18 protein-coding genes, 4 pseudogenes and 1 riboswitch are annotated in these 22,430 nt (G+C 50.9%); of the genes and pseudogenes, 14 read left to right on the top strand and 8 right to left on the bottom strand.

The annotated features are described in order from the left end of the window. Nucleotides 1-91 precede the first annotated feature (91 nt). The 9 genes and pseudogenes from rfaQ to ACWWJF_RS05830 form a co-directional block, all read left to right on the top strand. Complete coding sequence (gene rfaQ, locus ACWWJF_RS05870) at nt 92-1,174, top strand: lipopolysaccharide core heptosyltransferase RfaQ (RefSeq protein WP_455870953.1); 1,083 nt, start codon at nt 92-94, stop codon at nt 1,172-1,174. A 10-nt stretch (nt 1,175-1,184) separates the two neighbouring features. Beyond that, entirely contained in the window at nt 1,185-2,309 is a 1,125-nt protein-coding gene (locus ACWWJF_RS05865; protein WP_455868930.1) for a glycosyltransferase family 4 protein, read from the top strand. Further along, the gene (gene rfaP, locus ACWWJF_RS05860; RefSeq protein ID WP_455868929.1) at nt 2,310-3,119 is read left to right on the top strand and encodes a lipopolysaccharide core heptose(I) kinase RfaP; all 810 of its coding nucleotides are present in this window, start codon (nt 2,310-2,312) and stop codon (nt 3,117-3,119) included. It abuts the gene before it with no gap. Nucleotides 3,120-3,246: 127 nt separating this feature from the next. Beyond that, complete coding sequence (locus ACWWJF_RS05855) at nt 3,247-4,578, top strand: IS4 family transposase (protein ID WP_455868928.1); 1,332 nt, start codon at nt 3,247-3,249, stop codon at nt 4,576-4,578. Between the two features lie 34 nt (nt 4,579-4,612). Continuing rightward, nucleotides 4,613-5,701, top strand: coding sequence for a lipopolysaccharide 1,6-galactosyltransferase (gene waaB, locus ACWWJF_RS05850; RefSeq protein ID WP_455868927.1), 1,089 nt, complete (start codon nt 4,613-4,615; stop codon nt 5,699-5,701). Nucleotides 5,702-5,711: 10 nt separating this feature from the next. Next, nucleotides 5,712-6,725 (top strand): lipopolysaccharide 3-alpha-galactosyltransferase, encoded by a 1,014-nt coding sequence (gene waaO, locus ACWWJF_RS05845; RefSeq protein WP_455868926.1) that lies wholly within the window; start codon nt 5,712-5,714, stop codon nt 6,723-6,725. A gap of 90 nt (nt 6,726-6,815) precedes the next feature. Then, a complete protein-coding gene (locus tag ACWWJF_RS05840) occupies nt 6,816-7,733 on the top strand; it encodes a glycosyltransferase (RefSeq protein WP_455868925.1) in 918 nt (305 codons plus the stop codon). 12 nt (nt 7,734-7,745) lie between these two features. Beyond that, nucleotides 7,746-8,237 carry a hypothetical protein gene (locus ACWWJF_RS05835; protein ID WP_455868924.1) on the top strand — a complete coding sequence of 164 codons (492 nt, stop codon included), beginning with the start codon at nt 7,746-7,748 and terminating at the stop codon, nt 8,235-8,237. A gap of 53 nt (nt 8,238-8,290) precedes the next feature. Beyond that, nucleotides 8,291-8,691: pseudogene (locus ACWWJF_RS05830) on the top strand (IS1 family transposase); the annotation flags it as partial. Between the two features lie 6 nt (nt 8,692-8,697). On the opposite strand, the gene ACWWJF_RS05825 reads toward ACWWJF_RS05830, so the two are convergent. After that, nucleotides 8,698-9,866, bottom strand: a protein-coding gene (locus ACWWJF_RS05825; protein ID WP_455868923.1) for an IS3 family transposase whose coding sequence is annotated in 2 segments (ribosomal slippage) — nt 8,698-9,611 and nt 9,611-9,866 — 1,170 coding nt in all. Because the reading frame shifts where the segments join, the coding sequence is not laid out codon by codon here. A gap of 169 nt (nt 9,867-10,035) precedes the next feature. On the opposite strand from ACWWJF_RS05825, the gene ACWWJF_RS05820 reads away from it, so the two are divergent. Further along, nucleotides 10,036-10,317: a hypothetical protein gene (locus tag ACWWJF_RS05820; protein ID WP_455868922.1), complete on the top strand. Its 282-nt coding sequence runs from the start codon at nt 10,036-10,038 to the stop codon at nt 10,315-10,317. Here the strand turns inward: ACWWJF_RS05820 and ACWWJF_RS05815 are convergent. Both ACWWJF_RS05815 and ACWWJF_RS05810 read right to left on the bottom strand, forming a co-directional pair. Further along, nucleotides 10,314-11,158, bottom strand: a protein-coding gene (locus ACWWJF_RS05815) for an IS5 family transposase (RefSeq protein WP_455868921.1) whose coding sequence is annotated in 2 segments (ribosomal slippage) — nt 10,314-10,813 and nt 10,813-11,158 — 846 coding nt in all. Because the reading frame shifts where the segments join, the coding sequence is not laid out codon by codon here. The two genes, ACWWJF_RS05820 and ACWWJF_RS05815, sit on opposite strands and share 4 nt — an antisense overlap. A gap of 82 nt (nt 11,159-11,240) precedes the next feature. Then, a pseudogene (locus ACWWJF_RS05810) lies at nt 11,241-12,271 on the bottom strand (IS630 family transposase). Nucleotides 12,272-12,355: 84 nt separating this feature from the next. On the opposite strand from ACWWJF_RS05810, the gene ACWWJF_RS05805 reads away from it, so the two are divergent. After that, on the top strand, nt 12,356-13,231 hold the full coding sequence (locus tag ACWWJF_RS05805; RefSeq protein ID WP_455870952.1) for a DMT family transporter: 876 nt from the start codon (nt 12,356-12,358) through the stop codon (nt 13,229-13,231). A 32-nt stretch (nt 13,232-13,263) separates the two neighbouring features. On the opposite strand, the pseudogene ACWWJF_RS05800 reads toward ACWWJF_RS05805, so the two are convergent. Then, a pseudogene (locus ACWWJF_RS05800) lies at nt 13,264-14,436 on the bottom strand (MFS transporter). Next, a pseudogene (locus ACWWJF_RS05795) lies at nt 14,433-15,607 on the bottom strand (serine hydrolase domain-containing protein). Before ACWWJF_RS05795 ends, ACWWJF_RS05800 begins: the two co-directional pseudogenes overlap by 4 nt. Before the next feature lie 147 nt (nt 15,608-15,754). On the opposite strand from ACWWJF_RS05795, the gene ACWWJF_RS05790 reads away from it, so the two are divergent. Beyond that, nucleotides 15,755-16,642 (top strand): LysR family transcriptional regulator, encoded by an 888-nt coding sequence (locus ACWWJF_RS05790; protein WP_455868920.1) that lies wholly within the window; start codon nt 15,755-15,757, stop codon nt 16,640-16,642. Nucleotides 16,643-16,784: 142 nt separating this feature from the next. On the opposite strand, the gene efp is transcribed toward ACWWJF_RS05790, so the two are convergent. Continuing rightward, entirely contained in the window at nt 16,785-17,351 is a 567-nt protein-coding gene (gene efp, locus ACWWJF_RS05785) for an elongation factor P (protein WP_455868919.1), read from the bottom strand. A gap of 40 nt (nt 17,352-17,391) precedes the next feature. On the opposite strand from efp, the gene epmB reads away from it, so the two are divergent. Then, a complete protein-coding gene (gene epmB, locus ACWWJF_RS05780) occupies nt 17,392-18,423 on the top strand; it encodes an EF-P beta-lysylation protein EpmB (RefSeq protein WP_455868918.1) in 1,032 nt (343 codons plus the stop codon). 56 nt (nt 18,424-18,479) lie between these two features. Here the strand turns inward: epmB and ACWWJF_RS05775 are convergent, their stop codons facing one another. Beyond that, nucleotides 18,480-18,821 (bottom strand): DUF4156 domain-containing protein, encoded by a 342-nt coding sequence (locus ACWWJF_RS05775; RefSeq protein WP_455868917.1) that lies wholly within the window; start codon nt 18,819-18,821, stop codon nt 18,480-18,482. A gap of 56 nt (nt 18,822-18,877) precedes the next feature. Further along, nucleotides 18,878-20,527: a glucose-6-phosphate isomerase gene (gene pgi, locus ACWWJF_RS05770; protein ID WP_455870951.1), complete on the bottom strand. Its 1,650-nt coding sequence runs from the start codon at nt 20,525-20,527 to the stop codon at nt 18,878-18,880. Between the two features lie 181 nt (nt 20,528-20,708). Then, a riboswitch (Lysine riboswitch) is annotated at nt 20,709-20,916 on the top strand. Nucleotides 20,917-21,049: 133 nt separating this feature from the next. On the opposite strand from pgi, the gene lysC reads away from it, so the two are divergent. Then, nucleotides 21,050-22,408, top strand: coding sequence for a lysine-sensitive aspartokinase 3 (gene lysC / locus ACWWJF_RS05765; protein ID WP_455868916.1), 1,359 nt, complete (start codon nt 21,050-21,052; stop codon nt 22,406-22,408). The last annotated feature ends 22 nt before the right edge of the window (nt 22,409-22,430 follow it).

The raw sequence follows: 22,430 nt of genomic DNA, 5'->3' as shown, positions 1-22,430 counted from the left end.
GAATGCCTTAATTCACGGGGTTCTGAGCATCCTGTTCAAAAAATGGCCAAAAGATGTGTATAACGATATGGCCTTAACTGAAGGAAAGCGAGTGAGCCTCAAAACCCTTACCTATAACCGGATCTTGATTGTAAAGCTGCGTTTTCATGGGGATATGCTGACGACGACGCCGCTTATCAGCACGCTAAAAGCGCGTTACCCAGAAGCTGCTATTGATGTGCTGCTCTACGAGGACACCATCCCTATCCTTTCCAAGCATCCCGATATCCACCGGTTATACGGTTTAAAAAGAAAAACCGCTGGCGCAATGGAAAAAGTCAGTGATTTTCTCACCATGCGCAACACACTCAAACGAAATCGCTATGACCTGATTGTGAATCTGGCCGACCAGTGGCCAATAGCGCTGCTGATTAAATCGTTGAACTGCCCTTATAGCCTCTCCATTCAACGCGGCGGCGCCAGACAGTCGCTATGGCGCGCCTGTTTCACACGTTGTCTGGAACCAACGGGGCAACATATCGTTGAGCAGAACTTCTCTTTGCTTGCCCCTCTGGGTGTGCCAGAGGAAGACAGGACACGCCCGCTGTCGCTGTACTATGGCCCGGAAGATGCTGACCGCGTTTTTGCCCTCGCGCCTAAATTAGCGGCAACGCCTTATGTGGTCATCCAGCCGACCGCCAGACAGTATTTTAAATGCTGGGATAACGATAAATTTGCGCAGGTTATTGATCATCTGAAACAGCAAGGGTTAGAAGTCGTCCTTACCTGTGGTCCCGGTGCCGACGACTTGGCGGTGGTGAATGAGATCAGCACCCTGTGCGAACACAAACCTAATCTGTCGCTTGCCGGTAAAACGCATTTTCTTGAACTGGCAGCATTGATCGACAACGCCGTACTCTATATCGGCGTCGACTCTGCACCAATGCACATGGCAGCAGCGCTCGCAACGCCAACGGTTTGCCTGTTTGGGCCGACGGATCACGGCAAATGGAGACCTTGGTCAGATAACCATATTGTCCTGTGGGCGGGAGACTACACCGCCATGCCTGAGAGAGAGCATCTCGATAGGAATAAAAAATACCTGTCATGTATCCCTGCTCAAGACGTAATTCACGCCGCAGCAAAGTTGCTGACCGACCCTACGGGTGCTTCGCTAAATACCGCAGAAAGATAAGGAATTCGGCATGAATATTGCCTTCTGCTTGTATAAATATTTCCCGTTTGGCGGCTTGCAGCGCGATTTCCTCAGTATTGCTCAGGCCTGCGTCAAGCACGGTCACCGTGTGCGAGTGTATGTGTTGTCCTGGCAGGGAGAAGAGCCTGAGAATCTTGAGATTATTTTGGTGCCCACGGTGGGTATCAGCAATAACACGCGGCATCAACGCTACAGTGAGTGGATTCAACACCATCTGCAATTGCACCCTGTCGATCGCGTGGTGGGATTCAATAAAATGCCAGGACTGGATTTTTATTACGCCGCTGATGTGTGCTACGCAGAAAAGGTTGAGCAGGAGAAAGGATTTTTCTATCGCTTAACACCGCGCTACAAGCACTACGCCGCTTTTGAAAAAGCGGTATTCAGCCCAAGCGTAAACACCAAAATGCTGATGCTGACTCAACGCCAGATTGCAGATTTTAAAAAACATTATGGTACGCAGGATGAGCGTTTTCTGATTCTTCCACCGGGCATTGCGCTGGACAGAAAATATGACCAGCAGACTCCCGGCGTTCGCCAGACCTTTCGTCATGCGCAAAACATCCCCGAAAACGCCTTGGTACTGCTGCAAGTCGGCTCAGATTTCAAGCGTAAGGGCGTCGAGCGCAGCCTGCGCGTTGTTGCCAGCCTGCCGGAAGCACTACGGGAAACGGTCGTTTTCCTGGTTGTCGGCCAAGATAAACCCGACCGTTATCAGGCGCTGGCAGGTCAGTTAGGGATTGATAAACAGGTGCGCTTTTTCGCTGGGCGTAGCGATGTTCCTGATTTTATGGCCGCCGCAGATCTGTTACTCCACCCTGCACATCAGGAAGCCGCAGGCATAGTGCTCCTTGAAGCGATTACTGCCGGGCTACCGGTTATCGTGACAGAGGTATGTGGCTACGCGTTCCATATTGATAAGGCACAAGCAGGCCAGATCATCGCCTCCCCCTTCAGTCAGGAAGCGCTGAACGCTGCGCTGCACAGGGCATTAGGACAAACGGAAACGTTGCATCGCTGGTCGGAGAATGCCCGGCATTATGCCGATACGGAAGATCTTTACAGCTTACCGGAAAAAGCCGCGCAGCTGATTGCGGGCCAGGATCGTCACTAAATGAAAAGTGTCATTACGTTAAAAGAGCCATTCGCTTCACTCTGGCAGAAACGCGACCCGTTTGAAGAAGTCAAAAAACTGGATGGCGATGTCTTTCGCGCACTAGAGAGCCGCAAAACATTACGTTTTACTTTGGCCGGACGCTCCTGGTTTATCAAAACACATCGCGGTACGGCATTAAAAGAGGCACTCAAAAACCTGCTTTCATTACGACTGCCCGTATTGGGCGCCGATCGTGAATGGAACGCGATTCACCGTTTGCGCGATCTCGGTGTAGACACCATGACGGGCGCCGCATTTGGCCAGCGGGGAGTAAACCCGCTACAGCGCGAATCTTTTATCATTACAGAGGATTTAAGCCCGGCCATCAGCCTGGAAGATTATTGCGCCAACTGGCCGAAGAATCCGCCAATGTTTGCCGAAAAACGGCGACTGATTCGCCGTGTGGCAGAAATGGTGAGAAAGATGCATGCCGGTGGCGTCAATCACCGTGATTGCTATATTTGCCATTTCTTGCTGCGTCAGCCTTATCAGCCCCTCGATACGCAATTTACACTTTCGGTCATCGATCTGCATAGGGCACAACTCCGCGAACGTGTTCCGCTGAGATGGCGTAATAAAGATCTTATCGGTCTCTATTTTTCCTCACTCGATATTGGGCTGAGCAAACACGATCTCTTGTTTTTCCTGAAGATCTATTTTGATCATCAACCCTTGCGTACTACGTTGCGTCAGGAACAAGCGCTATTTCATGAAGCGTTTACCAAAGCAGAAAAAATTCGAGAAAGAACAGAGCGTAAGGCACTTTAACCCACCTCGTTATACACAAGTCCGCAACGCCTTATATGCCAAGGGTTAGCGGGCTGAAATAGGCAGCCGGTGGGGTTGTAAATGAAGTGAAACCGACGTGTACTATCGCCATTTACGGCGCTGAAAAATGACACGGGATTCAGATGGCTGGGCACACCAAGAACTGGAAGGGGTAAATCTTGGTGACACGAGGCTCAATAAGCGCGCCAAAGGGCTTTTGATACGGCTGGCTGAGAATCCGCAAGCCAGCATTCCGCATGCGTGCCTCGGATGGTCTGAGACGCTGGGTGCTTACCGCTTCATGGAGAACCAAGCATTCGAATGGCGAGACATTCTGCAACCTCACTGGCAGCGTACGCAGGAAAGGATCCGAGAACACGAGGTTGTGCTGTGTATCCAAGACACTACCAAGCTTGACTTCAACGGGCAGCAAATCCAAGGCTTGAGTCCCTTGAACTACGAAGCCAGGCGTGGTCTGTACCTGCATCCGACCTACGCGGTCAGTCCGGATCGCGTGGGGTTGGGCGTACTGGATGCGTGGATGTGGGCAAGAGAGCCGAAGGATGCAGACGGAAAACGCGATGGGCTCAAGGAGAGTACGCGCTGGCTCGAGGGATACGAGCGAGTTGCTGAACTCGCCTCGGAGTTGCCAAACACACGTCTGGTGTACTTAGCCGATCGCGAAGCGGATATCAAGGCGTTGATGCAGCTCGCTGATGACCTTGGCACTCCGGCTGACTGGTTGATCCGCTCGACTCATAATCGCAGTCTGGACTGTAATGAGAAGCTTTGGCAGAAGGTTGGAAAGACCGTGCCGGTGGGAGAAATCCAATTCGTTATGGCGGCTCGCGCGGGGCAGAAGGCGCGTACGGTGAAACAGGCGCTGCGCGTGAAGCGAGTGTCGCTGCGTTGCGGGTTGGCAGTGACTTGTGTGATAGCCAAGGAAATTGAGCCGCCAGCAGGCGTGAAGCCGGTCGAGTGGCGGTTGCTGAGCAATCGCGTACCTGAAGGACGAGAAGATATCGTGGAGCTGATCGATTGGTATCGGGCTAGATGGGAAATCGAGATGTTCTTCAATGTGCTGAAGAACGGCTGCTGTGTCGAAGCGTTACAGTTATCGACCGTGGATCGCATTGAGCGGGCATTGGCGCTGTTCATGATCGTGGCATGGCGCATCGCCTATTTAATGCGTATGGGACGAACCTGTCCAGAGCTGGACGCAATGTTGTTCTTTGATTCCGACGAGACTCATGGCGCTTACCTACTGATGAACAAGCGTATGCCCAAGGGCCGCCCTAAGCTAAACGAAGTATTGCGCTTAGTTGCGCAACTCGGAGGCTTTCTTGCTCGAAAAGGCGACGGTGAACCAGGCGCAAAAACTATCTGGAAAGGCTTGCAGAAAGTCATGACGGCCGCCGAAACGCTACGCGCGCTCAGGCACGAACAGAGATGTGTATAACGAGGTGACTTTAACCCGAGTCCTGATTATCATTATGAATATACTTTTCGTCGGTGAGGCCACCTCCGGTTTCGGCGGGATTGAAACAGTAATAAAAAAGGTCACTAGCTTCCTGGAATGTGATCAAGACACTAAAAACACCTATACCTTATATTTCCTCTGCCGTGATAACCGCATGGATAAAGCCTGGCTGGAAGGAAAGCACTTTATTTGCCATCGTTCCGGCATCAAGATCTCCTTTCTGCGTAGAATGAGCCACGCGTGTGCGCTGGCGCGCTTCATTAAACAGAACCAACCCGATACGGTTATTGCTTTTGATGCGCCATCCTGTCGCGTTGCGGCACAAGCGATCCGTTACAGTAAGAAAATGCTGCCGCTGATTTCGTGGCTGCACTACTCTCTCGACCACAAAAAACATGCCGAACAGGCACTGGTCGCGGATCATCACTTGGCCATCAGCTCCGGTATCGAGCAGCAATTAATAAAGCGTGGCGTTTCTCCCGAACGCATCTCTGTGATTTTTAACCCAGTCACGCCACAAAGTGTCGTGATTCCGCGCCCAACCGATAAAACCGTCTTTATCTATGTCGGGCGTCTTAAGTTTGAGGGTCAAAAGCGTCTTAAAGACATGTTAGATGCTTTCTCAGGTTTGCACGGTGAATGGGAATGCCATTTTATCGGTGACGGTTCAGATGCAGAAATATGCCAGGCCTACGCGCATCAACTGGACATTGCAGATCATTTGCATTGGCACGGATGGCAAGAAAAGCCGTGGGAATATGTTCAGACAGAGATCAAGCAAGTCTCAGCTTTTGTTATGAGTTCTGCTTTTGAAGGGCTTCCCATGACGTTGCTTGAAGCCATGTCTTATGGGATTTATTGCGTTAGCAGCGATTGCCCATCTGGACCAGGTGATATCATCAAGAACGGTGTGAATGGGCAACTTTATGCTCCGAGTAATATCAAAGGTTTTATTAAGATATTATCTCAAGTACAAAAAAAAGAAATCAATCACAATGTAGAAGAAATTAAAAAATCCATCAGTGGATTTTATGATGAAAACTATTACTCTACATTCATGGAATCTATTTCCAATCATAACAATCAAAAAACATTAAAATAATGGTGATATTGTGTATTTTAATATCAAACATGTTATAAAAGAGAAAATAACACTAAATGACAATATTAATACATTACCTGCCAGTGCATTTAATATTGCTTATGGAATAGACAAAAACTTTATGTTTGGCTGCGGAATATCCATATCTTCCATATTATTAAATAATAAAGAAAGAGAAATAGTATTTCATATTTTTACCGATTATTTTGATGAAAAAAACATCTCAGAATTTACTGAACTTAGCCATCAATACAATACCCAAATCATCGTTTATCTTATCAACTGTGATGAGTTAAAAAAATTACCAAGCACTAAAAACTGGTCTTATGCAACCTATTTTCGTTTTATCATTGCTGATTTTTTCAATGGGTTATCATCTAAAGTACTTTATCTTGATGCTGATATTATTTGTAATGGGAAACTGGATGAGTTAATAAATCTAGACTTGAGCGTTCATCTCGCTGCCGTGGTCAGTGAAGGAGAGAAATCCTGGTGGACCAAGCGGGCACATGCGTTAGGGGATGAGGATATAAGTAATGGTTATTTTAATGCAGGATTCCTTTTAATAAATATTCCTTTATGGGCGAAAGAAGATATCAGTCGGCAAGCAATGAATCTTCTTTCCAAAGATGAAATAAAAGAAAAGATATCATTTTTAGATCAAGATATATTAAACATATTGTTTGTGAATAAAGTTATTTTTTTGGATAAAAAATACAACACCCAGTTTAGTATTAATTATGAGCTAAATGAAAATAAAAAAATGCTCACCCCCATCACCAATAACACGGTATTCATTCATTATATAGGCCCAACAAAGCCGTGGCATGAGTGGGCCATTTATTATGACTCATCATGCTATTTTACAAACGCAAAAAATAACTCCCCATGGAAAGACGCTGAATTGCTTAAAGCTCATTCAGCTAATCAGCTGCGTTATTGTGCCAAACATGAATTTCATAATAAAAAAATATTTTCAGGTTTAAAAAACTACTTACTTTATTTCTTAAAAAAAATCATCTAATTCAGAGCATAGAAAATTATGTATTTTGATAGCAGTGTGATCAAGAATAAGATTGAATTTCTTGGTGCGCAGGAAACCAACAAAGAGAAGATGTTGCATATTGCATACGGTGTCGATAAGAATTTTTTATTCGGTGCTGCAATTTCGGCTACATCGACAATTATAAATAGTGAAATTCCTATCACCTTACACTTTTTCATTGACTCCATAAGCGATGATGATCTTCATCGTTTCAAGAAAATGTCAGGTAGATTTAATGTAGATGTATTCATATATTACATTGAAAACACACCATTAAAAGACTTACCCACAAAAAATTGGCCTTATTCTGCTTATTACAGATTAATCGCATTCGATTACTTGGGATCATATACAGATCGATTATTATATCTTGATGCCGATATTGTATGTAAAGACCCCCTTGATGAATTAATACATTTATCTTTTGATAATGCTATTTGTGCGGTTGTAACTGATATTGAGGGGATGGATAAGAAAGCAATTGAAAGACTCGATTGTCCAGAAATAGAAGATGTCTATTTTAATTCTGGTGTAATGTTTGTGGATTTAAAACAATGGCATCAACAAAACTTAACCTCTAACGTTATTAAATTTATCTTTGAACATTCAGAACTAAAATATCCGGATCAAGATGCATTAAATATGCTTTTGCTCGGCAAAACATTTCTCTTACCCAGAAAATACAATAGCATCTATAGTATAAAAAGCGAGTTATACGACAGGACTCATCAGAAATATAAAAAAATCATAAATAATGAATCTATCTTAATTCATTATGTTGGTACAACTAAGCCTTGGAATGAATGGGGACAGTATCCTTCAACAATTTTCTTTCAAAAAGCATATCTAGCCTCAGAATGGCATGATGTACCGTTACTTAAACCCCGAACATCTTTACAATGGAAGAAAAAATCAAAGCATGAGTTCCGGAAATATCACTTATTAAACGGGATTTTAGCAAGATTAAAATATATCATAACAAAATAATAGAATTGTTTCATGAATGTATATTTTTTAGAATGGAATGCCAATTATGAAAAGCTCATGATAAAAAATTTAGGGCCGCATGGCGTCACAGAAATAAAAAATGTCATGAAGCATTTTACAAGAAATAATATTAGACTTAAAAAAGCCAATATTAATAATTGGTTATTCGTTAAGATACATGTTTTTTTAAAACTAAAAAAAATAAAAGAAGATGATTTAATAATTTGCAATGGATATAGTTTTTTAGGTTTTCTTGATATAATAAAAACACTCCCATGTAAAAAAGTCTTAGTGATTCGAGATACTATAATTCATTTAGAAAGAGGAATGAAAGAAAACAAAAGATGGCTTCCACCTGATGGAGATATTATTAAAGAAATAGACTCACATTTTGATAAAGTATATAGTTTCGACCCATCCGACTGTAAAAAATATAACTTCATATACTTAAAGCAGTTCCTTCCATTTACATCCCAAGATATTGACACCATACTTAAAAAGTAATGCCTTCAAATAGTTGGCTTTTGTGATATTCTGCCGCTATTTGAGGTTTCCACGTGGTTACTGCTTTTGTTCATTGCCCTCGCTGCCATTCAGATAAAGTTTATCGACATGGCCTTAGTCCAACTAAGCGCGAACGCTTCCGGTGTCACTGCTGTCGCCGTGTATTCCAGCTTACCTACCGCTATGAAGCGCGAAAGCCGGGAGTCAAAGAGCAGATCGTTGATATGGCCTTCAACGGTGCCGGTGTTCGCGATACCGCCAGAACGTTGAAAATCGGCATCAATACGGTCATCCGGGCTTTAAAAAGCTCTCGCCCCGCAGGATAACGTCTTCTCCCGTTGCTCACGCCGACGTCGCCCTTATCTGTGAACTTGATGAGCAATGGAGCTTCGTTGGCAGTCAGGCGCTACAGCACTGGCTCTGGTACGCTTACAATACCAAAACGGGCGGTGTGTAGTGGTCAACTAATATTGGCCACCGCATTAGACTGTATGTAGAACAGTCGCTCAGATTCGTTTGGAGTTAAGCCGCCGTTATACCAGTGAGGCCGGATAGCGCTGTAATACCCCGTGATGTAGCGGATAATCGCGTCCTGGGCTTCGCTGAAGCTGTTGTAACCCTTTGTCGGCACCCATTCTGTCTTCAGGCTGCGGAAGAACCGCTCCATTGGCGCATTATCCCAGCAGTTACCCCGCCGACTCATACTCTGCTTTATCCGGCAGCGCCACAGGGCTTGCCGGTATTGACGGCTGGTATAGTGGCTGCCCTGGTCGCTGTGGAACATGACTCCTGTTGGTTGTCCCCGGAGTTCCCAGGCCATCTGCAACGCTTTAACTGTCAGCGCCGAGTCCGGCGACGTCGACATGGCCCAGCCCACCGGTTTGCGGGCGAACAGGTCTAGCACCACCGCAAGGTAAGCCCAGAATTTGCCCGTCCAGATGTAGGTCACATCGCCGCACCAGACCTGATCCGGCGCGGTAACCGCGAACTGGCGGTTGAGATAGTTCGGTATTTCAACGTGTTCATTGCCGCCGCGTTTGTATTTGTGAGCCGGTCGCTGGCAGCTGGCGATACCCAGCTCCTTCATCAGCTTGCCAGCCAGCCAGCGCCCCATTTTGACACCAGAGCTGCCGGTGACGATGGTCGCGATACTTCGAGCGCCGGCAGAGCCGCCGCTGGCGTTCCAGGCTTCCATGACGCGACTACACTTAACCACGCGCTCACCGTCGGGTTCATTAGCGGAAGCCTGCCAGTGCCTGTAGCTGCTGCGATGTACCTCAAAAGTTTGGCACAACGCCGTGACCGGGTATCGCGCCCTCAGCCTGTCGACTACCGTGAACCGTTGAGTGAGTCCGACATTAAGAGCGCCGTAGCCTTTTTTAGGATTTCGTTCTCCATTTCAAGGCATTGGACTTTTTTCTTCATCTCACGCAGCTCGAGCTGTTCAGGGGTAAGAGGAAGTCCCGTTGGCGTTTTTCCCTGTCGTTCAAGGCGAAGCTTATTGACCCAGCGACTAATGGCAGAATGGCTGACATTAACCGCCTCTGCGGCCTTAACGTATGTGTAGCCGTGGTCGACAACCAGCTTTGCGGCTTCGAGCTTAAATTCCGCCGTCAAATGTTTACCCATGAGGTCACCTGTCGTGTTGATGAGGTGAGCATATCACCTCCGCTCAGGTGGCCAGTATCAGTGTGCCACTACGAAAAACACATGTTCTACTAATTGGAGTCATTACCCTTATTTTAAACGTTTAAATTACAAACTTGATTTTTATCTTTTTGATAAATATAACAAATCAATGGGTTACCCATTTTTTTACAAAAACCAATCTCTTGATTATAAAGAAAACATACAGAAAGTTATTGAGTCTGACGTTGTTATAGAAATAAACCACCCAGGACAAGATGGTTTAACGTTACGAACGATAGAGGCTCTTGCTTTTAACAAAAAAATAATAACCAACAATATAAAAATAATGCAATATGATTTTTATACCGACGACCGTTTTTTCATATTGGGCTATAATGACATTGACTCCTTGCAAAGTTTTTTAGAAAGACCACTAGGCTGTGTCCCTTAATTACATAACCTCTGGTAAAACAGGCGGATGTAGCCCAGTTTCAACATTGCCAGATAATTCCTCGCCGTTTTGTCGTAACGTGTCGCAATGCGACGGTATTCTTTCAGACGGCCAAAGCACCGCTCAACAACGTTCCGATTGCGGTAGGCGTCACGATCGAGCTTTGAACGACCATCCACCGCCATTTTTTCAGTGGATTTTCGGGGGATGACAGTTTTTATACCTCTGTTTTTCAGCTCGTTACGTAATACATGCCCGGAGTACGCCTTGTCAGCGAGTACCGCATGACCACGGCGTTTCATACTGCCGTTCTGGCGTTGAACACCAATACCGTCCAAAAGACGTAGTGCAAACTGACTTTCATGAGCCTGACCGGGGCTCAACACGATGTTTAACGGAAGACCACTTCCGTCTGTAGCCATATGGATTTTGGTGCCAAAACCACCTCGAGAGCGACCCAGCCCATTATCTCCGGTGATATCGGGATGTTTTTTTGAGCACCGGCAGCACATTTCAGCGCCCTGATATTGCTACCATCCTGCGCAGTCGCTGACCAGTCCACGAGGCCATGGGCATCAAGTGATGAAAGTAACTTATTGAAAATAATGTTAATGACTCCCGATTTTGACCATCGGTTAAAGCGGTTATAAACGGTTTTCCATGGGCCGTATCGCTCAGGTAAATCACGCCATGGGGCACCAGAGCACAGCCCCCAGAACATGCCATTGATAATCATGCGATGCTCAGCCCATGGGCGTCCGGCCTGTGGTGTTGCTGGTTCAGCAGGGAGTAAGGGCTGGATGATAGCCCATGCTTCATCGGGAAGGTCGTAGCGAGCCATAGTTAAAAATGATGTAGAAACAAACAGTTAGTATAATTCATGGGATTAAGGGACACAGCCTAAATAGCTGTTCCTAATACCGCTACACTTTTGCCTGTCCATGTTTTCCACTGGGAAACGGGCTGACGGTTTCCATGAAGCGGCAAACCTTGTTCAGTCACTGCCACATTGAACAGCATTGATGATTGCGGGTAATGGTTTCATGCAACGCCTGCCATAACCGCTCTACATGATTTACCCATGGTGAGTACACCGGCTGATAAATAACCCTGAATTTCGGGTTTTCTTCCAGCCAGCGCTGCGTCTCCCGGCTTTTGTGAATAATGTAGTTATCAACTATCAGCGTGAGCGTTTTTGCCCGTCTGTACGTTGCTCTCAGATGATCTAAAATACTGATAAAAAACACGAAATTTTACTGTTTCCTCCAACATCGCTGACTTTTCCCGTCCCGCGGTGTAATGCACCCGCCAGATAATATTTCTCGTTCTGGCCCGGCGTCACGATGCGTTTCTGCTTCCCGCGAACCTGCCAGTCCGCGCCAATTTTGGAATTCAGATGAATATCCACTTCGTCTTCGTAAAAGACGGGATGTTCCGCGCTGCATTGTTCCAGCGCCATCGCGATGGCCTCCATTTTTTCTTCCTTATGCGGGTCGCGGATACGCAGCGTAGGAGCTGCGCGTCGCCACACCAGACCGGCAGAAGGCAGCCAACGGCGCACCGTGGAAGCATGCAACTGGCAACCGGTTATCTCATTGATTTTTATCGCTAGCAGTTCCGCGCTCCAGCGCGAACGCTGATAGCCAAAATCATGAGGGGAACGCTTTACGAGCTGGATTAACAGTGCGCAGATCTGTTCAAACGGCCAGCGACGGCCACGACCGGGCCGCAGAGATTTGAGGCCTTCAATGCCGTACAGGGTGAGCCAGTTAATCCATCTGCCGATTGACGAACGGGCGCAGCAAAGCATTCTGGCGACATCGCTCACGCGCTCGTCCCGGTGCAACATCAGGATGGCGGTCAGCCTGCGGGCGTGATTCTTGTCACGCGTTTTATGGAGAGTTTTCTTCATCAGGCGTCGTTCGTTACGGGGTATCGGTGCTATGCTCGACATCGCTCAGTCCGGTTGATGATTTGGGATCTTTATCGATTGATCAGATCGCTCAACTCGGACTGAGTTCCCTTCAGGTGATCTACTATTCGGAACAGTTATTTAGGGTGGGGAACCACCTTTTTAGTGGTTCATCTGGCCATGCAGCACAGTGGTCCGCTGTTTTTTGTTGGGCTGCGCTTTACCACGGCCGGTATCATCAGCCTTCTGGTTTTTCGGCGCGCATTGGCGGGACTGACACTTCAGGAGTGCTATGCGGGTTTTGCCATCGGAGCAAGTATCCTGCTGGGCTACGGTTTACAAACCTATGGCCTGCAAACCATCACCAGCAGCCAATCGGCGTTTATTACCGCGCTGTATGTCCCTCTGGTGCCGCTGCTGCAATGGCTGGTGCTACGGCGATGCCCCGGCGTCATGAGTCTGGTGGGGATTGTTTTCGCGTTTGTCGGCCTGATGCTGTTGGCAGGACCCGATGCGGGCCATCTCAGTATGAGTCAGGGCGAATGGGTCACGCTGCTCAGTGCGCTGGCGATTGCGGTCGAAATCATTCTTATCGGCCATTTCGCCGGGAAAGTCGATGTGCGCCGGGTGACTACTGTACAGTTGCTGACGACGGGACTGCTATCCCTGCTGTTAATGCCAGTAACCGGTGAGTCGTTGCCCGCCTTCTCCTGGGCCTGGTTGCTGGGCTGCATCGGCCTTGGTGCCGCCAGCATTGTGATTCAACTGACCATGAACTGGGCGCAAAAGGCAGTGTCCCCTACGCGTGCCACCGTCATCTACGCCAGCGAACCGGTGTGGGCGGGCATTGTCGGTCGTCTTGCCGGTGACCGTTTGCCCGGCTTAGCGATTGTGGGTGCCGCGCTGATGGTTATCGGGGTGCTGGTCAGCGAACTGAAACCTGCGCAGTGGTTACGCCGCAAGAAAGTGCCTGCCTGTAGCACAGAGCGCGAAGGGGTTTGACAGTGGCTGAGGGGGCCGGCACGACTGACGTTTCAATACGGCATCGCGCGGAACCCCTGCTGCCGAGCAACCCAAACCACGATCAGCGTTGCCGTTAGCAGCACCAAAAGCGCCGGAGAGAACGCCGCAACGCACAGGCTGTCCAGCAACAGCCCGCCAAGGATACCGCCACCAGCAATCGCCAGATTCCAGGCCGTCACCAGCATCGATTGAGCCACATCGGCCGCCTCTCCGGCGGTTTTGGCGATGGCGGTTTGAAACAGCGTTGCCGCACCGCCGAATGCCAGCCCCCACACCGCAACTGCCGTATACACCACGACAGGCATATCACCCGCAACACCAAGCGCCAGCGCAGACAGACCGAACAATAGCGTACTGGTCAGCGTCAACGCACGCAAATGCCGGTCAATCAGTACGCCGATGATCCCGATCCCCAGCAACGAGGCGACGCCAAACACCAGCAGTATCACGTCCGTGCGTTCGACCATGCCCGCCGCCGCCAAGAACGGGGCAATGTAGGTGTAAAGGATGTTGTGCGCCAGCACAAACGCCAATACCACGAACAGCACCGGACGCACCCCGGCGATGATAAATACGGCGCCTAACGACAATCGCTTGCCCGCAGGCTGCCCGGCAAAGTCGGGAACCTGAACGCGCACCTACAGCATAAGCAGTAACGCCAATGCGCTCATGAGGCCAAAACACATCTGCCAGCCCACCAAATGGCCTAAAAACGTTCCTGCTGGCACGCCGAGCGACAGCGCCAGGGGCGTGCCGACCATGGCGATGGCAATAGCGCGTCCCTTCTGGTGGTCCGGTACCATGCGTGCAGCATAACCGGCCAGCAATGCCCACAATAGCCCGGCTGACACTCCCGCCAGAAAGCGAGCCACCATCGTCAGGAGATAGCTGCCGGAAAATGTCGTAACGGTATTGGCAATCGCGAAACCCGCCAGGGCCAATAACAGTAGTGGACGCCGGCGCATGCCTTGCGTGGCCGCCATCAAAGGGATCGCCGCAACCAGTGAGCCAATGGCATAGAAGGTGACGGTTTGGCCCACCCAGGCTTCGGACACCGCAAGACCTTGCGCCATTTGCGGTAACAGTCCCGCAGGCAGGGCTTCGGTCAGGATGGTGATGAAAGCTGCCGTCGCTAACGCCAACAGTGAGGCCAACGGCAAGCGCTCCTGTTTACGGCATGTCATTGTACTTCCCCCAGCGCCTCGTACACCGCATCTCTCAGATCGGTAACGAAGCGGCCCGACATGCCTTCGTACAGAGTATTGGTAAACGCCACGACGCTCAGACCTCGTGCACGATCCACAAACCAGGCATGGCCGTAAGCACAGCCCCAACGCCAGGTTCCCAGCGATTCTGGCGAATCCACAAACCGGGGATCGCGTAGCACAGAAAATCCCAGGCCAAAACCGAACCCTGGCGCATTAGGCAGTTCCAAACCATGGGTCTGGTCGCGGCCCATCTCCTCAATCAGAGCATCGGGCAATAGCGTACCGCCGCCCTGACGCAGGGTTTCGAGCAGGTAAAGGAGGTCTCTGGCAGTGCCCGCCATGCCTGCGCCGCCTGAAGGGAAGGCTTCAACATCGAAGATTCGCGCCGGGCTATACGTAATACCGACCGCCCCCTCAAAGGCAGAAACGGTTTCGCCTTCAGCCAACTGATGTGGTTGCGTTGTGTCATTCACATAGGCCGTCGCCACACGTAACGGATCGTCAACGACGAAGCCGGTATCCACCATACCCAGCGGGTCGGTCACAAGTTCACGTACCGCCTTGTCCAGTGACGAGCCCTGAACACGCGCAATCAAGGCCCCCAGCACATCCGTCGCCAGCGAGTACCCCCCAGTCAGTACCCGGCACATACAGCAGTGGCACGCTGGCGAGACGACGTAAATTCTCATCCAGCGTGATGCCGGATGCATCCATACCATCCGATATCCCAGCCTGCGCGTAGGGGGCCATTTGCATCCGCCTCGAAGAAGCGGTAGCCCAGTCCAGCGGTATGGCTGAGCAACTGGCGCACCGTGATCGGAGTGGCTGATCCATCGGGCAACCGAGGCTGAAATTCAGGCAGCCAGCGAGAGATGTCGTCATCCAGACCGAATATTCCCTAAGCCACCAGCACCAACGCCGCCGTCGACACTATGGGTTTACTCACCGACGCCAGCCGAAAGATCGTGTCCAACGCCATCGGCTGTGCGTGTTCACGATCGGCCCATCCGGCCGCCTGCTGGTAAATCAACGCACCATGGTGCGCCACCAAGACAACGCTACCCACCAGACGGTGCGTCTCCAACGCCTGCTGGATAACATTCTGAATACGGGTGGAGAGATGCGCAGAGGGAACACCTGAGCGCAGGGGGGAGAGAAGTCGTCACGTTAAAGTCCTTGATTTCATCGGTTGCTAGATTGGGCATGCCTTGACGATAGAGAACTTGTGACTCAAGAAAAAGATGGATACAGTTCCTTGCGATGCGGAATAAACTGTCCGCAATGGGAGGGCGATATGGACAGCCTTAACGGCTTTGTGGTGTTCGTGCAGGTGGCAGAAACACGCAGCTTTGTGGCAGCGGGGCGGTTGCTGGGGGTGTCAGCCTCGGCCGTCGGCAAGAGCGTGGCACGTCTGGAAGAAAAACTGGGCGTACGCCTGTTCCATCGCAGCACGCGTAACATTACCCTGACGGCTGAGGGCACCCTGTTTCTGGAGCACTGTCGGCGCATTCTGGCCGAGATCGAAGCCGCAGAGTTGGATCTACAGGCCAACGGCACGCCGCGGGGGCGCCTGCGAGTGAGCCTTCAGCTGGTCAGCTCGCTGGTACTGCCGGTACTCAGTGAATTTATGCATACGTATCCAGAGATCGAGCTGGATCTCGATTTCACCGATCAGATCGTCAATGTGATCGAAGAAGGCTTTGATGCAGTGGTGCGCACCGGTGAGCCACACGATTCGCGTCTCACCGCTCGTCGGCTTGGGGCCTTTCGCTCGTTGCTGGTCGCGTCTCCCGACTATCTGGCGCGACAGGGCACACCGCAGGTGCCTGCCGACCTGCTGCGACACCGCTGCCTGCACTATCGCTTTCCCCACAGCGGTAAGCTGGAGCCTTGGGCGTTGCGACTCGCTCCCGGAGAGCCACTGTTGCAACTGCCTACGGCGATGATCTGCAACAACATAGAGACGCGCGTGTGCTTCGCACTGCAAGGGTTGGGTATCGCCTATCTGCCGGACTTCTCTATTCGCGATCTGCTGGCCGATGGCCGATTACAGCCCATTCTGGTCGATTATGTGGAGCGCACAGGCGTTTTTCACGTGCTGTGGCCCGCGAGCAAACATCCGTCGCCGAAGGTACGCGTACTGGTAGATTTTCTGTGCGAGCGGGTGTTTCCCGGTTCGTAAGCTTACGCCTTGATATCTGAAGGTACAGGCTCTGTCATGAAGCAGCGTTCGGGGCTGAATGGGTAGCAAACGTTGGCTTTAACCAGATGTGGGACAAAAAAAACCGCCAGCAAAGCCGACGGTGTTTTTGGCAGGGAAGTGCTTATTTCACGCGGGAAACGTATTCGCCAGAACGCGTATCCACTTTGATCACTTCGCCAATCTGAACAAACAACGGCACTTTTACCACGGCACCTGTGGTCAACGTTGCCGGCTTACCGCCAGTCCCTGCTGTATCGCCCTTCAGACCCGGATCGGTATCCACGATCTCCAGTTCTACGAAGTTTGGCGGCGTTACCGAAATCGGTTGGCCGTTCCACAACGTCACGATACATTCAGCCTGATCCAGCAGCCATTTGGCGTTATCGCCAACAGCTTTGGAATCAGCGGCCAGTTGTTCAAACGTTTCATTGTTCATGAAATGCCAGAACTCACCGTCGTTATACAGGTAGGTCAGGTTCATATCGACCACATCAGCACCTTCGGCGCTGTCGGTGGATTTGAAGGTTTTTTCAATCAGTTTGCCGGTCAGCAAACGGCGCATTTTCACGCGCGCGAAAGCCTGCCCTTTACCTGGCTTAACGAATTCACTGGATTCGACAGCGTAAGGCTCGCCTTCAAACATGATTTTAAGACCGGAACGAAAATCGTTGCTAAAATAAGTCGCCATAAAGGCCCTCTACTATTTGATACTGGTACTCAGCCAAAAAATGGCACACATTGTAACCCTAAAACCCCATCCCAGAGAAGATTGGTTACATCAACTTGCGGATGTCATTACCGACCCTCTCCAACTTTTGCACTTTTTGGCGCTGGATGACCACCCTGAACTACGTAAAGGGGCACAAGCGCGCGCGCTATTTCCCTTTCGCGTACCTTGGTCCTTTGCCGCGCGGATGCGCAAAGGGGATCCTCTCGATCCGCTATTGCTGCAAGTACTGACTGCGCAGGACGAATTCGAGGTAACCCCCGGGTTCAGCGTCGATCCGCTTGATGAACAGCACAGCGTGGTGCCTGGATTACTCCATAAATACCACAACCGCGCCTTGTTGCTGGTCAAAGGCGGCTGCGCGGTCAACTGCCGCTATTGCTTCCGTCGCCACTTTCCCTATCAGGACAATCAGGGCAACAAGAGCAACTGGCGTCAGGCGCTGGACTATATTCGCCAGCATCCTGAACTGGATGAAATTATTTTCTCCGGGGGCGATCCGCTGATGGCGAAAGACCATGAGCTGGACTGGCTTATCACCGAACTGGAAACCATCCCACACGTGAAACGCCTACGTATTCACAGCCGGTTGCCGGTGGTGATCCCGGAGCGAATTACCGAGGCGTTGTGTCAACGCTTATCGCAAACGCGCCTTCGCGTGCTGCTGGTGACACACATCAACCATGCCAACGAAATAGACAGCGAACTGAGTGAAAGTATGGCACGTTTGCGTCAGGCTGGCGTTACGCTGCTGAATCAAAGCGTATTGCTGCGCGGCGTGAATGATAACGCCTCGACGCTTGCGGCGCTGAGCAACGCGCTGTTTAACGCAGGCGTACTGCCTTACTACCTGCACGTGCTGGACAAAGTACAAGGCGCAGCGCATTTTCTGGTGAGCGATGAAGAAGCACGCGACATCATGAAAAAACTGCTGTCGCAGGTCTCCGGCTATCTGGTACCGCGTTTGACGCGCGAGATTGGCGGGGAAGCCAGCAAAACGCTGCTGGATTTGCAGTTGCTGAAGCCCAACTAACAGAAATTCTTCACAGACGGCGGCTCAGCGAGCATCCGCCTGTGAAGGCCTGTCGTTTAGGGGCAGTGATAAACCTGCCCGACCAGCTTGCTATCAAGCGGTGCAAAGCTCGACCAGAAGCTTTCGCTGGAACTGGTGGCGCCATAGATGTCGTTACCGCCGAGCGCCGCCGCCTTGTTACGCAGATCGTTGGCCGCGCCGCGCTGAGCGTTACCCTCATCATGACCCGTTAACCAAGTGGACTGCGAGCCTGTCACCTGCCCCACCAGACGGCATTCGCTGCCGGGTTGCTTATCAGTAAACTTGACCGACTGCCCGGCTGAACTCAATTCCTTGCTGGTGCTGCATCCTGCCAGTAAAACCGCCACGGCGATGCCCAATAAAGCACGTTTCTGCATACGTCCCTCCATGTTGATGACAAAAGGGGGGATATCCCCCTATCGGCGTCCACGAATCAGGCGCGCCAGTTTTTAAAGCGGTTAATCAAACCGTTGGTCGAACTGTCGTGGCTGCTCACCGGCTGGTCATTTTCCAATTCCGGCAAAATGCGGTTGGCCAGTTGTTTGCCCAACTCAACACCCCACTGATCGAAAGTATAGATGTTCAGAATCGCACCCTGGGTGAAGATCTTGTGTTCATACAGCGCGATAAGCGCACCCAGGCTGTAAGGCGTTATTTCGCGCAACAGGATGGAGTTGGTTGGACGATTGCCTTCAAACACTTTGAACGGCGCAACATGCTCAACCTGCTGCGCCGTTTTTCCCTGCGCGGCAAACTCGGCTTCCACCACCTCACGGGATTTACCAAATGCCAGCGCTTCGGTCTGGGCAAAGAAGTTAGAGAGCAGCTTACCGTGGTGATCGCCCAACGGATTGTGGCTCACCGCCGGTGCGATAAAATCACACGGCACCAGTTTTGTCCCTTGGTGAATCAACTGATAAAACGCATGCTGCCCGTTAGTGCCCGGCTCTCCCCAGATAATCGGCCCGGTTTGGTAGGTCACTGGATTACCGTCGCGGTCGACATACTTACCGTTGGACTCCATGTTGCCCTGCTGGAAGTAGGCAGCAAAACGGTGCATGTACTGATCGTAAGGCAGGATCGCTTCAGTTTCCGCGCCAAAGAAATTGTTGTACCAGATCCCGATCAGCGCCAACGTCACTGGCAGGTTTTTCTCGATAGGCGTGGTGGCAAAATGCTGATCCATGGCGTGCGCGCCGCTCAGCAATTGCTCAAAGTTGTCAAAACCGATAGAGAGGATAATCGACAAGCCGATGGCAGACCACAGAGAGTAGCGACCGCCGACCCAATCCCAAAATTCAAACATATTGGCGGTATCAATACCGAATGCGCTGACCGCGCTGGCATTGGTGGAGAGCGCGGCGAAATGCTTGGCAACATGCTGCTCATCCTGCGCGGTTTTCAGGAACCAGTCGCGCGCCGAATGGGCGTTGGTCATGGTTTCCTGCGTGGTGAAGGTTTTTGAGGCAACCAGCACCAGCGTGGTTTCCGGGTTCAGCGTTTTCAGGGTTTCCGCGATGTGTGTGCCATCAACGTTGGACACGAAGTGCATGTTAAGGTGGTTCTTAAACGGCCGCAGCGCTTCCGTCACCATGAAGGGGCCGAGATCCGAACCACCGATGCCGATATTCACCACATCGGTAATCGCCTTGCCGGTATAGCCTTTCCAGCTACCGCTGATGATACGCTCGCTAAAGCCTTTCATCTTCTGCAATACCGCATTGACCTCTGGCATCACATCTTTGCCATCCACCACAATGGGCGTATTGCTACGGTTACGCAGCGCAACGTGCAGTACCGCGCGATCTTCGGTGCGGTTAATTTTCTCACCAGAGAACATCGAGGCAATGGCCTCGCTCAACTGCGTTTCGCGCGCCAGACTGAGCAACTTATCCAGCGTTTCCTGGGTAATACGGTTCTTGGAGTAGTCCACCAGCATCAGGTCATCAAACGTGGCGGAAAAGCGTAAGAAACGATCCGGATCCTGAGCAAACAGTTCGCTGATTTGCACCTGTTCCATCGTGGAAAAATGCTGTTGCAGAGTGCGCCATGCGGCAGTTTGGCTGGGATTGATATTTTTCATAACAACACTCTTGTCTCCGATAATAAAATCGCTAAGGCTGAATCGATTGTATCCCTTATACCACCAGTTGCGATCCCTTTTCTTGCTATTACGCATTTCCCTGCGGTTAGTGGTTGACAGCCGCAAGATAACCCGTTATTTGTAAGCGTGAACTTATGCATCCACGCCGAAGGCGGTTGCATAAGCCAGAAGAGGAGCGCCGCCCAGGTAATTTATCCGAGGATCCGTAAATCCAGTGACGATAAACCAGGGGGAGCGGTGCCGAGATGATGGGCAATACGGGAATGCCATCATCGACTACAGGGGCTGAATCCTCTGGGTTGTCACCAGCAACGTGCAGACTATCAATGCAAACTGCACGTTCAGCAAGGTGGAGCGCTTCTGGGTGTACCGTAGTGACGCTTACTTATCTACGCCTGCTCCCTGCTTACCGCTCTTTCCTTGTGCCAAGGCTGATTTTATGGACAGCTGATGTGCGACAACTATCGCCACAGCGCCCCTGACACGAGGTGTTTTTTATTTATGTCTACAACTACTTCTCTGAGAATCGCTAAATTTGGCGGCACCAGCGTGGCTGATTTCGACGCGATGAACCGCAGTGCGGATATTGTGCTAGCCGATCCTGCGGTGCGCGTTGTCGTGCTTTCCGCCTCTGCCGGCATCACTAACCTGCTGGTTGCCTTAGCGGAAGGCGTGGCGCAAGAACAGCGCGATGTCCATTTGGAAAAAATTCGTCATATCCAATATGCCATCATCGATCGTCTGAGCCATCCGCAGGTGATCCGTGAAGAGATCGATCGCATGCTGGAAAACGTGGCGCGTCTGTCTGAAGCCACTGCACTCGCCACCTCTAACGCCCTGACCGATGAGTTGGTCAGCCACGGCGAATTGATGTCAACGCTGCTGTTCGTTGAGATCCTGCGCGAACGCCACATCAGCGCCGAGTGGTTCGATGTGCGCAAAATCATGCGTACCAACGATCGCTTTGGCCGCGCAGAGCCGGATTGCGACACACTGGGTGCATTGACGCGCAGCCAGTTGCAGCCACGTCTGGCAGAAAGCCTGAACATTACTCAAGGGTTTATCGGCAGTGAAGCCAAAGGCCGCACCACGACGCTGGGCCGCGGCGGCAGCGATTATACCGCCGCTCTGCTGGGTGAAGCGTTGAACGTCGACCGCATCGATATCTGGACCGATGTCCCCGGGATCTACACCACCGATCCTCGCGTGGTGCCCACGGCGCACCGTATCGACCAGATCACCTTTGAAGAAGCGGCGGAAATGGCGACATTTGGTGCCAAGGTGTTGCACCCCGCTACCCTGTTGCCTGCCGTACGCAGCGATATTCCGGTGTTCGTTGGCTCCAGCAAGGATCCCTCTGCTGGCGGCACGCTGGTGTGCAACAAGACAGAAAACCCGCCGCTATTCCGCGCGCTGGCATTGCGCCGTAAACAAACGCTGCTCACCTTGCATAGCCTGAATATGCTGCACGCACGCGGCTTTCTGGCAGAAGTGTTCAGCATCCTGGCGCGCCACAATATTTCGGTGGATCTGATAACCACTTCGGAAGTGAACGTTGCTCTGACGTTGGACACCACTGGCTCCACTTCTGCGGGTGACGGCCTGCTCTCCAGCGCCATGCTGACCGAGCTCTCTTCCCTGTGTCGCGTCGAGGTGGAAGAGAACCTGTCGCTGGTCGCGCTGATCGGCAATCAGCTTTCTCAGGCGTGCGGCGTCGGCAAAGAGGTGTTTGGTGTGCTGGAGCCGTTTAACATTCGCCTGATTTGCTACGGTGCCAGCAGCCATAACCTGTGTTTCCTGGTGCCAGGCAACGACGCAGAGCGTGTGGTGCAGACGCTACACCACAGCTTGTTTGAATAACGCCCTGCCATTGCACCTAAAA

The sequence above is a fragment of the Symbiopectobacterium sp. Eva_TO genome, assembly GCF_053848865.1.
This window is presented reverse-complemented; position numbering and strand designations above follow the sequence as displayed.

What these genes read in the sequence shown, in the direction of transcription:
- ACWWJF_RS05820 (WP_455868922.1), top strand. Translation starts at nt 10,036, where the DNA reads ATGGGTTACCCATTTTTTTACAAAAACCAATCTCTTGATTATAAAGAA.
- efp (WP_455868919.1), bottom strand. Translation starts at nt 17,351, where the DNA reads ATGGCGACTTATTTTAGCAACGATTTTCGTTCCGGTCTTAAAATCATG.
- lysC (WP_455868916.1), top strand. Translation starts at nt 21,050, where the DNA reads ATGTCTACAACTACTTCTCTGAGAATCGCTAAATTTGGCGGCACCAGC.
- epmB (WP_455868918.1), top strand. Translation starts at nt 17,392, where the DNA reads ATGGCACACATTGTAACCCTAAAACCCCATCCCAGAGAAGATTGGTTA.
- rfaP (WP_455868929.1), top strand. Translation starts at nt 2,310, where the DNA reads ATGAAAAGTGTCATTACGTTAAAAGAGCCATTCGCTTCACTCTGGCAG.
- waaB (WP_455868927.1), top strand. Translation starts at nt 4,613, where the DNA reads ATGAATATACTTTTCGTCGGTGAGGCCACCTCCGGTTTCGGCGGGATT.
- ACWWJF_RS05835 (WP_455868924.1), top strand. Translation starts at nt 7,746, where the DNA reads ATGAATGTATATTTTTTAGAATGGAATGCCAATTATGAAAAGCTCATG.
- ACWWJF_RS05775 (WP_455868917.1), bottom strand. Translation starts at nt 18,821, where the DNA reads ATGCAGAAACGTGCTTTATTGGGCATCGCCGTGGCGGTTTTACTGGCA.
- ACWWJF_RS05790 (WP_455868920.1), top strand. Translation starts at nt 15,755, where the DNA reads ATGGACAGCCTTAACGGCTTTGTGGTGTTCGTGCAGGTGGCAGAAACA.
- pgi (WP_455870951.1), bottom strand. Translation starts at nt 20,527, where the DNA reads ATGAAAAATATCAATCCCAGCCAAACTGCCGCATGGCGCACTCTGCAA.
- ACWWJF_RS05865 (WP_455868930.1), top strand. Translation starts at nt 1,185, where the DNA reads ATGAATATTGCCTTCTGCTTGTATAAATATTTCCCGTTTGGCGGCTTG.
- ACWWJF_RS05840 (WP_455868925.1), top strand. Translation starts at nt 6,816, where the DNA reads ATGTTGCATATTGCATACGGTGTCGATAAGAATTTTTTATTCGGTGCT.
- ACWWJF_RS05855 (WP_455868928.1), top strand. Translation starts at nt 3,247, where the DNA reads ATGACACGGGATTCAGATGGCTGGGCACACCAAGAACTGGAAGGGGTA.